The organism is Mitsuaria sp. TWR114 (genome assembly GCF_007997345.1).
Window position 1 is genome coordinate 1 of sequence record NZ_VOSR01000380.1, and the last position, 10,768, is coordinate 10,768.

Below are 10,768 nucleotides of genomic sequence, written 5' to 3' on the forward strand. Positions count from 1 at the left end.
AGCTGCACGACGCCCAGGCTGGCCTTGACCCGCGCCCGGTGCAGGCCCCAGCGCAGCCGGAAGCTGGCGATCGACGAGCGGATCTTCTCGGCCACGATCTGCGCGTAGTGCTGGTCGCAATCGGGCAGCAGCACGACGAAGTGATCGTTCTCCATCCGGGCGACCGTGTCCGACGCCCGCACCTTGGTGATCAGCATCTGGCCCAGGCCGTACAGGAAGTGGTCGGCGACCTCGGCACCCATGCCCTGGATGACCTCGGTGAAGCGGTCGATGTCGACGAACAGCACCGACACCGGCTCATGGCGGCGGCTGCCGACATGCTCGGCCAGACGGCGCTCCATCTCACGGCGGTTGGCGAGTTCGGTGACCTCGTCGTGCTTGGCGGACCAGGTCGGCTGCAGGCGCTGCTGGCGGGCGGCGGTGACGTCCTCGACGATCCACATCGCCTCGCCGGCCGGCTGTTCCCAGTGCACCGGCGTGGCCTGCAACCGGCCCCAAAAACGCGACCCGTCGCGGCGCACGAACTCGACCTCCTCGTCCAGCGGCCGCCCGGCGCCGAAGGCGGTGCCCATGCGGGTCTGCAGCGCCTGGTGGGCGGCGTCGGACACGACCGAGCCGCGCTGGTCGGTGCCGCTCAGGTCGGTGTCGTCCCCATGTCCGAACAGGTGGTTGAAATGCTCGCTGACCACCTCGAAACGGCCGGCGGCCACGAAGGCCACGGCCAGCGGCGCCCGCACCAGCAAGGCCCGCATGCGGGCGGCGATCGGGTCGGCGGCGTCGTGTTGGGATTGCATGTCGTCTCCTGGCGTATGGCGCAGGTGTACCTGTTTTGATCAGGCCTGGGAACCCCGGACAGGCCCCCGTTCCGGCGCCGGACGGCCGCTTCGGGGCGGCGGCGCCCAAGGCGGCATCAGGGTGGCGGCGGTGCGATCTGCTCCGCCCAGTCGTACAGGGCCGACAGGATCTCCCCGGCGCGTTCGTCCTCCGACTCCTCCGCCGCCTGGGCCAGCGTGTCGATGCGCTCGAAGAAGGCCTCCAGCGTCTGGGCCCCGCCCTCGCCCGCGTGCAGCCGCGCCGCGCGGTGGTGCTCCCAGCGCGCCGCCTCGTCGCCGCTCAGGCTGTCCGGGAAGTTGCGGGCGCGGTAACGGAACAGGATCTCCTCCAGCCGCCCGTCCTCGAACGCGACCTTGCCCTGCGCGACGCGGTCGGCGAGCGCCTCGGGCGACAGCCCGCGCAGCCGCTCGAGCGCGCGCCGGTCGTCGTTGGAGACGAAGCCGCCGTACAGGTCCTCGTCCACGTCGACGCCGCCCTCGCCGGCCGGGCGCTGGAACACCTGGGGCCAGCGCTCGGCCAGTTCGCGGCCGCGGGAGGCCAGCAGCTCCGCATGCGCCAGGCCGCGGGCGATGTCCAGGCCCCAGCGGGCGGCCATCTCCGGCGACAGGATCTTCAGCGACGAGATCACGATCGGCGACTTGTTGACATGGATGGTCTTGATCGGCAGCCGCGTCACGCCCTCGGGCAGGGCCTCCTGCTTGGTGTAGAGACGCAGCCGGATCGCCTCGGCGTCGAGGCCGAGCAGCTCCGCGGGATCGCTGCCCAGGTCCCAGACGATCAGCTCGTTCTTGTTGGTCGGATGCGGCGCCAGCGGCCACACCAGCGCGATGCAGCCGCGCTCCGGGCCGTACATGCCCGACACGTGCAGGAAGGGCCGGTTGGTGCCGATCTCGGCCCAGACGGCGTCCTTGCGGCGCAGCTTCAGGCAGAAGTCCCACAGCCGCGGCTGCGCCTGCCGGATCAGCCGCGCCAGCGCGATGGTGGCACGCACGTCGGACAGCGCGTCGTGCGCGGCCTCGTGGGCCAGGCCGTTGGCGGCGGTCAGGTGCTCCAGCTTGAAGGACGGCCGGCGTCCTCGTGCCGCGGCCACTGGAGGCCCTCGGGCCGCAGCGCGTAGGCGCAGCGCACGACGTCCAGCAGGTCCCAGCGGCCGTTGGTGTCGAACAGCCCGGCCACGCCGGGCTCGCCCAGCAGGATGCCGACGACCTCGCGGGTGCGGTTGCCCTCGACGGCGATGCTCATCCAGGCGGTGATGTGCGGCTGGGCGACGTCGGCGCGCAGCCGGACGGTGTAGCCGACGATCTGGCCGCTGTCCTCCAGGCGCGTCAGCCGGTTGGTCACCGTCCCCCGCGACACCTTCAGCTTGTGCGCCAGCGTCGCGATGCTGGCGCGCGCGTCCTGGCGCAGCAGCGCGATGAGTTGATGGTCCAGCGTGTCCATGGGGTGCTCCGAAGGTCCCGACCGGGCCGCACCACCGTGGCGCAGGTCCGGCGCGGATGCGCGCAAAGCGCCCAGGGTTAACCCGGATTTCACGTCATTTCGACAGCCGTCGCTGCCGAAATGCCCAATCGGCTTCGATTATTGATCAGTTGTTTGGCTTCCTGCTGACACGCGGATCCGAAGAATGGAGGCGTCCCCACTGCCATGAGACGGCCGATGACGACCCGATTGCTCCTCACCCCCGACGTCGCCCGCGTGGTTCGCCACGACGGCCTGGCGCACAGCTTCCAGACCCTGGCCCGCTACATCGCCGACGACTACGTCCGCTGGGCCGAATTCGACAAGAGCGCCCGCGTCGCCAACCATTCCGACGAAGGCGTGATCGAGCTGATGCCGATCTCCGACGCCGCGCTCTACACCTTCAAGTACGTCAACGGTCACCCCAAAAACCACCTCGTGGGCCTGCCCACGGTGATGGCTTTCGGCGTGCTCGCCGATGTCGCGACCGGCACCCCGCAGGTGCTGTCCGAGCTGACGCTCAGCACCGCGCTGCGCACTGCCGCCACCTCGGCGCTGGCCGCGCAACACCTGGCCCGCCGCGACTCGCGCGTGATGGCGCTGATCGGCAACGGCGCGCAGGCGGAGTTCCAGGCCCTGGCCTTCCACCACCTGCTGGGCATCGCCGAGATCCGCCTCTTCGACGTCGACCCGGCGGCGACGGACAAGCTGGTCCGCCACCTGTCGCGCATCGAGGGCCTGACGGTGGTCCGCTGCCGCGACACCGCCGAAGCGGTGCGCGGCGCCGACATCGTCACCACGGTCACCGCCGACAAGCGCAATGCCACCATCCTGACGCCGGAGATGGTCGAGCCCGGCATGCACATCAACGGCGTCGGTGGCGACTGCCCCGGCAAGACCGAACTGCATCGCGGCGTGCTGGAGCGCGCCAGCGTCTTCGTCGAGTACGAGCCGCAATCGCGCATCGAAGGCGACCTGCAGCAGATGCCCGCCGACTTCCCGGTCACCGAGTTCTGGCGCGTGCTGCGCGGCGAGGCCGCCGGCCGGCGCTCGGCGGAGGAGGTCACGGTCTTCGACTCGGTCGGTTTCGCGCTCGAGGACTTCGCCACGCTGCGCTGGCTGCACGACCGGGCGCTGGCCCTGGGACTGGGCCGCGACCTGGCGCTGGTGCCGGACATGGCCGACCCGAAGGACCTGTTCGGTGAACTGGGCCTGCCGGCGCAGCCCCAAGGCCTCGGCATCGCCACGGGCGCCGCCACGCCGGCCCCGGTGATCACGCCGCTGGCCGCCTGAGCGCCTTTGCCCGTCGGCGCTCCACGCGCAAGCAGGCCGGTCCTTGGACCGGCTTTTTTTCGTCCGCTCTCGCGTCTGCGTCTGCGTCTGCGTCTGCGTCTGCGTCTGCGTGTGCGTGTGCGTGTGCGTGTGCGTGTGCATCGGCTGGCGTGCGCGGTCTGCGCTCCGAAGATACCGTCAACGCCGCCTTCCACCCACCCGCAGATCCTTCCCCCTTGCATGAGTCAGTCACGACGCCACGCTGCCTGATGGATGCGATTTACGCCCCGGGTTGCCCTTTCAAGAATCCGATTCGCCAGCTTCGCGCTGGCGCTTCTTTTTCAATTCAACGAAAGCAATCCCGCATGAAGTTCTCTCCGTTCCCTTCCCTTCTGGTGCTCGCGCTGGCCGTGGGCGCAGGCGCGGCGCAGGCGCAGGTGTATCTCGAAGCCTCGCTGGGCACCGGCAAGGTCAACGGCCAGTGCCGCGACCTGCCCAAATGCGATGCCACCGACGTCGACTCGCGCCTGAGCCTGGGCTACCTGTTCGGTGGCGGCCTGGGCGTTGAAGCGAGCTGGCTGGACTACGCCCGCGTCAAGGCCGGCGACGAGGTCAACGGCGCCCGCGCCAAGCTCAGCGGCTGGGGCATCGGCGGCGTCTATCGCTATCCGTTGACTGACCGGCTGAGCCTGAACGCTCGCGGCGGCGTGGCCTGGAACCAGATCAAGGCCAGCACCTGGGACAACAAGATCACCACCCAGAGCGCCCGCGAGCGCTCGGTCCAGCCCTACCTCGGCCTCGGTGCCGCCTTCGCGCTGAACGACACCTACTCGGTGGGCCTGGGCGCGGACTTCACCCGCGCCAAGCTGGCGAAGGAGAAAGCCAACATCCGCGCGTTCAGCGTGGTGCTGCGCTCGGTGTTCTGATCGTGAGCCCGGGCGGCCGATGACGCGGCCGCCCGGGTGCGGAACGGCCTCCGCGCGGCGTTCCACCTCCTGGGTTCCCGGATGCCGGGCTGGCTAAGATGCGGCGCTTGTTCCGCCCCCGCGCCTTCGCACCGACCTGCCGTGGACTCCGCTCCCTACGCCCCGCTCATCAAGGAAATCGGCCGCGGCGCGCGCGGCGCCCGCGACCTGACGCGCGAGCAGGCGCGCGAGCTCTTCGGACAGCTGCTCGACGGCACCGTGCCGGATCTGGAGCGCGGCGCCATCCTCATCGCGATGCGCATCAAGGGCGAGAGCCTGGACGAGCTGCTGGGCTTCGTCGAGGCCATGCAGGCCGGCGCGGCGCGCGTCCCGGCCCCCGAGGGACCGCGCACGGTGGTCCTGCCCACCTTCAACGGCGCCCGCAAGCAGGCCAACCTGATGCCGCTGGTGGCGATGCTGCTGGCGCGGGAAGGCATCCCGGTGCTGATCCACGGCCGGCATGACTTCGACAGCCGCATCAGTCCGTTCGAGCTGTTCGAGGCCCTGGGGCTGCCGGTGGCGGGGGACGTCGGGGAAGCCGGGCAGCGGCTCGCAGCGGATCGGCTCGCCATCCTTCCGACGGCGGCGATCCATCCGGGACTCGACGCGATGATGGCGCTGCGTCCGCGGCTGGGGCTGCGCAACAGCAGCCACAGCGTGGCCAAGCTGCTGGATCCGCTGCCCGGGCGCAGCGTGCGCGTGGTGGCGGTGACGCATCCCGAATACGTCGACAGCATGGGAACGGCGCTGCCCATCCTGAGCACCGGTGGCGGGCGCGCGCTGCTGATGCGCGCCAGTGAAGGCGAGGCTTATCTGCATCTGCGGCGCAAGGCGCATCTGCAAGGCTTCGCGGACGGGCAAGCGATCGATCTCAATCCGCAAAGCAATGAGGATCTGGAATGGCCGCTGTCCACCGCCTGCGAGCCGGCGGACAACGCCGCGCTGATTCGCGCGATCCTCGCGGGAGCCGAGCCGCTGCCGCCGCGGATCAAGGACCAACTTGCCGCGCTGCGCCGCCTGGCGACCGCCTGAGCACGCGGCCGGCGGCCGCCAGCGCCTTTGCAGCTCCATTCATATGCTTATCTCGCCATAAGCAATCTACGAATTTGTAGTTCTCATATATATAAAGCGTTCATAGAGTCCAGACTCCCGGCCAGCCCAGGGCGCCAGCCGCGGTGTCAGATGACGCGGCGGGCCCTTCTTGAAACCCGGCCGGGCCCAGCTGACGCCATGTACGCCTACACCGATTTCGACCGCCAGTTCGTCCACGCCCGCGCGGCCCAATTCCGCGACCAGCTCGAGCGCCACCTGGCCGGTCAGCTCCCCGACGACGACTTCCGCGCGCTGCGCCTGCAGAACGGCTGGTACATCCAGCGCCACGCGCCGATGCTGCGCATCGCCATCCCCTACGGCGTGCTGTCGTCCAAGCAACTGCGCCAGCTCGGCCGCATCGCCCGCGAGCACGACCGTGGCTACGGCCACTTCACCACGCGCCAGAACCTGCAGTTCAACTGGATCCCGCTGCCGCAGTCGGCCGACGTGATGGACCTGCTGGCCGACGTCGACATGCACGGCATCCAGACCAGCGGCAACTGCATCCGCAACATCACCAGCGACGTCACCGCCGGCGTCGCGGCCGACGAACTCATCGACCCCCGCCCCTACGCCGAAGTGCTGCGCCAGTGGTCGACGCTGCATCCTGAATTCGCCTTCCTGCCGCGCAAGTTCAAGATCGCGATCTCCGGCGCGAAGGAAGACCGCGCCGCCATCGGCTGGCACGACATCGGCCTGCAGCTGCGCCGCAATGAAGCGGGCGAGGTCGGCTTCCAGGTCTTCGTCGGCGGCGGCATGGGCCGCACGCCCATCATCGGCCAGGAGATCAACCCCTTCGTCCCGTGGCAGCACATCCTGCTGTACCTCGAGGCGATCGTGCGCACCTACAACCGCTTCGGCCGCCGCGACAACATGTACAAGGCGCGCATCAAGATCCTGGTGAAGGCCGAAGGCCAGGCCTACTTCGACGCCGTCAACGCCGAGTACCAAGCCATCCTGAACGACGACGCCGGCAGCCACGAGCAGATCATTCCCGAGGCCGAACTGGCCCGCGTCGCCGCCAGCTTCGTCGAGCCGCAAGGCGTGACCCCGGCCGCGGGCATCGACATCTTCGAAGGCGCCGCCCCGGCCTACCGCCGCTGGCTGGAGCGCAACGTCCACGCCCACCGCGTCAGCGGCTACCGCTCGGTGACGCTGTCGCTCAAGCGCCTGGGCCTGCCGCCCGGCGACATCACCGACGCGCAGATGGACGCCGCCGCCGACCTCTCCGACCGCTTCAGCCATGGCGAGCTGCGCGTCTCCCACGACCAGAACCTGCTGCTGCCCTGGGTGCGCGAAAGCGACCTGCCCGCGCTCTACGAAGCCGCCAAGGCGCAGGGCTTCGCCACGCCCAACATCGGCCTGCTGACCGACATGATCGTCTGCCCCGGCGGCGACTTCTGCGCGCTGGCCAACGCCCGTTCCATTCCCGTCGCGGCCGAGATCACCGAGCGCTTCCAGGACCTGGACGAGCTCTGGGACATCGGCGACATCGACCTGCACATCAGCGGTTGCATCAACAGCTGCGGCCACCACCACAGCGGCCACATCGGCGTGCTGGGCGTCGACAAGGACGGCAGCGAGTGGTACCAGATCACGCTGGGCGGCTCGGACGGCTCGACGCTGTCGGGCCCCGCGGTGCCGGGCAAGGTGATTGGTCCGTCCTTCGCGGCCGACGAGGCGGCCGACGCCGTCGAGGCCGTGATCGCGACCTACCGCCGCGAGCGCGAAGCCGGCGAGCGCTTCCTCCAGACGGTGCGCCGCATCGGCCTGGACGCCTTCAAGCAGGCGACCAACGGCATCCGCCGCACCACCGCCAAGCAGACCACCGACTGAGCCGCCGCACCATGAAGTTCGTTTCCAAGGCCCAAGACCCCTGGCACACCTGCGCGGGCGAGGACGGCCCCCAGCCGCATCCCGCCGCCGCCGACCACAAGCTGCTGACGCTGGAGCAGTGGCATGCCGTGCGCGACACCTGGCCGGAAGGCCTGGCCACCGGCGTGATCCTGCCCAACGACGTCGACGTGACCGAGCTCAAGGCCGACCTGCCGCGCCTGGCGCTGGTGGTGCTGCAGTTCCCCAAGTGGGTCGACGGCCGCGCCTACAGCCAGGCCCACGTGCTGCGCTCGCGGCTGCGCTTCGCCGGCGAGGTCCGCGCGATCGGCGAGGTGCTGGTCGACATGCTGCCGCTGCTGCAGCGCTGCGGCGTCGACGCCGTGCAGCTGCGCGGCGACCAGAACCTGGAAGCGGCCGAACGCGCGCTGACCTTCTTCCCCGGCCATTACCAGGCCGACGTCAACGAGACCCGTCCGCTGTTCGCGCGAGCCGGCGCCACGAGCCAGAAGGCGGAGGCCTGAGCATGAGCGGCGAGCTGTCCTCGCTGGACTTCACGCCGATCGGCGGCAATGACGCGGCCGCATTGGGCGTGTCCGCGCTGCCCGGCACCGGGGTCGGCTCCGCGATCGGCCTGTACGCCCGCAAGACCGCTGGCTTCGACGAGCGCCTCGCGCGCACCGTCGAGGCGCTGCAGCAGGCCGCCGCCGACTTCGGTCCGGGCGCGCTGCAGTCGACCTCGCTGGGCGTCGAGGACATGGTCATCACCGACCTGATCGCGCGCCACGGCCTGCCCATCGCGCTGGCCACGCTCGACACCGGCAAGCTGCACGCCGAAACGCTGGCGCTGATCCCGCGCATCCAGGCGCGCTACGGGCTGGCCGTCGAGGTCTTCGCGCCGGTCAGCGAGCAGGTGGTCCACTTCGTCCGCGCCAACGGCGAGGAGCCGATGTACCGCAGCGTCGAGCTGCGCAAGGCCTGCTGCGGCGTGCGCAAGCTCGAGCCGCTGGCGCGCATGCTCGCCGGCCGCAGCGCCTGGATCACCGGCCTGCGCCGCGAGCAGAGCGCCAACCGCGCCGAGGTCCCGCTGCGCGAGGAGGACGGCCAGGGCCGCATCAAGATCAATCCGCTCGCCGAGTGGAGCTGGGCAGACGTCTGGCACTACGTCCAGGCCCACGACGTCCCCTACAACCCGCTGCACGACCAGTTCATGCCCAGCATCGGCTGCGCGCCCTGCACCCGCGCGATCGCCGTCGGCGAGGACTTCCGCGCCGGCCGCTGGTGGTGGGAGGACTCGTCCAAGGAATGCGGCCTGCACGCCACCCACACCCCCGAATCCACCGATTCCCCTGAGACCTCCGGAGCCTCGGCATGAACGCCCCCGTGAACCTGGAACAACTGCTGCCGCTGGCGGACCACCGCCATCTGGACCACCTCGAAGAGGAAGCGATCTTCATCCTGCGCGAGGTCGCCGCGGCCTTCGAGCGTCCTGCCCTGCTGTTCTCCGGCGGCAAGGATTCCTGCGTCGTGCTGCGCCTGGCCGAGAAGGCCTTCAAGCGCCGCATCGCCGGCAACGACTTCGCCGGCAAGCTGCCCTTCCCGTTGGTGCACGTGGACACCGGCCACAACTTCCCTGAAGTCATCGAGTTCCGCGACCGCCGCGTCGCCGAGATGGACGAGCGTCTGGTCGTCGGTCACCTCGAGGACTCGATCAAGAAGGGCACGATCCGCCTGTCGCATCCGCTGGAATCGCGCAACGGCCACCAGACGGTGACGCTGCTGGAGACCATCGAGGAGCACCGCTTCGACGTGCTCATCGGCGGCGCCCGCCGCGACGAGGAGAAGGCCCGCGCCAAGGAGCGCATCTTCAGCCACCGCGACAGCTTCGGCCAATGGCAGCCCAAGGAACAGCGGCCCGAGCTGTGGAACCTCTTCAACACCCGCATCCGCCCGGGCGAGCACTTCCGCGCCTTCCCGATCAGCAACTGGACCGAGCTGGACGTGTGGCTCTACATCGCGCGCGAGAACATCCCGCTGCCGTCGCTGTACTTCGCGCATGACCGGCAGGTGATCCGCCGCAAGGGCCTGCTGGTGCCGCTGACCGAGGTCACGCCGCCCGAGGCCGGCGAGACCGTCGAGACCGCGCAGGTGCGCTTCCGCACCGTCGGCGACATGACCTGCACCTGCCCGGTGGAGAGCCCCGCCGCCAGCGCCGCCGACATCGTCGCCGAGACGCTGACCGTGACCGTCTCCGAGCGCGGCGCCACCCGCATGGACGACCGCACCTCCGACGCCTCGATGGAGCGCCGCAAGAAGGAAGGTTATTTCTGACGCGCCCGGGGCCACGCCCCGCGTCCGCCACGTTCACTGCCCCCACGGGGGCGCGGGCCGCTCCGAGGCGGCCCGGCAGGAGTTCCGATGACCGCCGTTCACAAGATCCATCAATCCGACGTCGACACCACGCACCGCGCGCTGCGCTTCCTGACCGCCGGCAGCGTCGACGACGGCAAGAGCACGCTGATCGGGCGCCTGCTCTTCGACAGCCGCGCGATCCTGGCCGACCAGCTCGACACGCTGGCCAAGCGCGCCGCCGGCCAGCCCATCGACCTGAGCCTGCTCACCGACGGCCTGGAGGCCGAGCGCGAGCAAGGCATCACGATCGACGTCGCCTACCGCTACTTCGCGACCAAGCAGCGCAAGTTCATCATTGCCGACGCCCCCGGCCATGAGCAGTACACCCGCAACATGGTCACCGCCGCCGCCGGCAGCGATGCCGCCGTGGTGCTGGTCGACGTGACCAAGCTGGACCTGTCGGTGGACGACGTCCCGCTGCTGCCGCAGACGCGCCGCCACAGTCTGCTGGCCCATCTGCTGCGCGTGCCCAGCATCGTCTTCGCGATCAACAAGATCGATGCCGCCGCGAATCCCGGCGACGCGTTCCGCAAGGTCTCGGCCGCGCTGGAGAAGTTCGCGTCCGCCGCCGGCATCCAGGTCACCGCGGTGGTGCCGGTCTCCGCGCTGCGCGGCGACAACGTCACCCAGCCGCTCGAGGCGGACTGGTACGACGGCCCCTCGCTGCTGCAGGTGCTGGAGTCGCTGCCCACCGTGCAGGAAACCGTCGAAGCCCCGCTGGCGCTGCCGGTGCAGTACGTGGCCAAGGACGGCGACGGCACCGGCAACAACCCCCGCGTGCTGTGGGGCCGGATCGCGCAGGGCCAGGTGCAGGTCGGCGACGAGGTGCAGATCCTGCCGAGCGGCCAGACCGCCGTGGTGGGCGAGCTGCGCCGCGCCGGCGAGCGCGCTGGCCGGGTCGT

11 protein-coding genes are annotated in these 10,768 nt (G+C 70.2%); 8 read left to right on the forward strand and 3 right to left on the reverse strand.

Annotation, left to right across the window (positions count from 1 at the left end; all coding sequences use genetic code 11):
- From FUT87_RS14480 to FUT87_RS14490, 3 genes are all read right to left on the reverse strand, one after another.
- Nucleotides 1–794, reverse strand: a 794-nt coding sequence (locus tag FUT87_RS14480; protein ID WP_147241461.1) for a sensor domain-containing diguanylate cyclase, incomplete at its 3' end; no start/stop codon positions are given.
- Between the two features lie 116 nt (nt 795–910).
- Nucleotides 911–1,924, reverse strand: a complete 1,014-nt coding sequence (gene sbcB / locus FUT87_RS14485; RefSeq protein WP_186830544.1) for an exodeoxyribonuclease I — start codon at nt 1,922–1,924, stop codon at nt 911–913.
- On the reverse strand, nt 1,876–2,274 hold the full coding sequence (locus FUT87_RS14490; RefSeq protein ID WP_147241463.1) for an Lrp/AsnC family transcriptional regulator: 399 nt from the start codon (nt 2,272–2,274) through the stop codon (nt 1,876–1,878). The genes sbcB and FUT87_RS14490 overlap by 49 nt, the downstream gene beginning before the upstream one ends.
- Before the next feature lie 216 nt (nt 2,275–2,490).
- Between FUT87_RS14490 and FUT87_RS14495 the strand changes: the two genes are divergently transcribed.
- The 8 genes from FUT87_RS14495 to FUT87_RS14535 form a co-directional block, all read left to right on the forward strand.
- Nucleotides 2,491–3,585, forward strand: a complete 1,095-nt coding sequence (locus FUT87_RS14495) for an ornithine cyclodeaminase (protein ID WP_147241464.1) — start codon at nt 2,491–2,493, stop codon at nt 3,583–3,585.
- Between the two features lie 344 nt (nt 3,586–3,929).
- Entirely contained in the window at nt 3,930–4,490 is a 561-nt protein-coding gene (locus tag FUT87_RS14505; RefSeq protein ID WP_183478450.1) for an outer membrane protein, read from the forward strand.
- A gap of 141 nt (nt 4,491–4,631) precedes the next feature.
- Nucleotides 4,632–5,561, forward strand: coding sequence for a DNA-binding protein YbiB (gene ybiB, locus FUT87_RS14510; protein WP_222617156.1), 930 nt, complete (start codon nt 4,632–4,634; stop codon nt 5,559–5,561).
- 198 nt (nt 5,562–5,759) lie between these two features.
- On the forward strand, nt 5,760–7,457 hold the full coding sequence (locus tag FUT87_RS14515) for a nitrite/sulfite reductase (protein ID WP_147241467.1): 1,698 nt from the start codon (nt 5,760–5,762) through the stop codon (nt 7,455–7,457).
- 11 nt (nt 7,458–7,468) lie between these two features.
- Entirely contained in the window at nt 7,469–7,978 is a 510-nt protein-coding gene (locus tag FUT87_RS14520; RefSeq protein WP_091722165.1) for a DUF934 domain-containing protein, read from the forward strand.
- Between the two features lie 2 nt (nt 7,979–7,980).
- On the forward strand, nt 7,981–8,829 hold the full coding sequence (locus tag FUT87_RS14525) for a phosphoadenylyl-sulfate reductase (RefSeq protein ID WP_147241468.1): 849 nt from the start codon (nt 7,981–7,983) through the stop codon (nt 8,827–8,829).
- Nucleotides 8,826–9,785 (forward strand): sulfate adenylyltransferase subunit CysD, encoded by a 960-nt coding sequence (gene cysD / locus FUT87_RS14530; RefSeq protein ID WP_147241469.1) that lies wholly within the window; start codon nt 8,826–8,828, stop codon nt 9,783–9,785. Before FUT87_RS14525 ends, cysD begins: the two co-directional genes overlap by 4 nt.
- Nucleotides 9,786–9,872: 87 nt before the next feature.
- On the forward strand, nt 9,873–10,768 hold an 896-nt coding region (locus tag FUT87_RS14535; protein ID WP_222617157.1), incomplete at its 3' end, for a GTP-binding protein.

Bases quoted from the DNA above. Each gene is read 5' to 3' on its own strand.
- FUT87_RS14490 (WP_147241463.1), bottom strand. From the start codon at position 2,274: ATGGACACGCTGGACCATCAACTCATCGCGCTGCTGCGCCAGGACGCG.
- FUT87_RS14495 (WP_147241464.1), top strand. From the start codon at position 2,491: ATGACGACCCGATTGCTCCTCACCCCCGACGTCGCCCGCGTGGTTCGC.
- FUT87_RS14505 (WP_183478450.1), top strand. From the start codon at position 3,930: ATGAAGTTCTCTCCGTTCCCTTCCCTTCTGGTGCTCGCGCTGGCCGTG.
- FUT87_RS14515 (WP_147241467.1), top strand. From the start codon at position 5,760: ATGTACGCCTACACCGATTTCGACCGCCAGTTCGTCCACGCCCGCGCG.
- FUT87_RS14520 (WP_091722165.1), top strand. From the start codon at position 7,469: ATGAAGTTCGTTTCCAAGGCCCAAGACCCCTGGCACACCTGCGCGGGC.
- FUT87_RS14525 (WP_147241468.1), top strand. From the start codon at position 7,981: ATGAGCGGCGAGCTGTCCTCGCTGGACTTCACGCCGATCGGCGGCAAT.
- cysD (WP_147241469.1), top strand. From the start codon at position 8,826: ATGAACGCCCCCGTGAACCTGGAACAACTGCTGCCGCTGGCGGACCAC.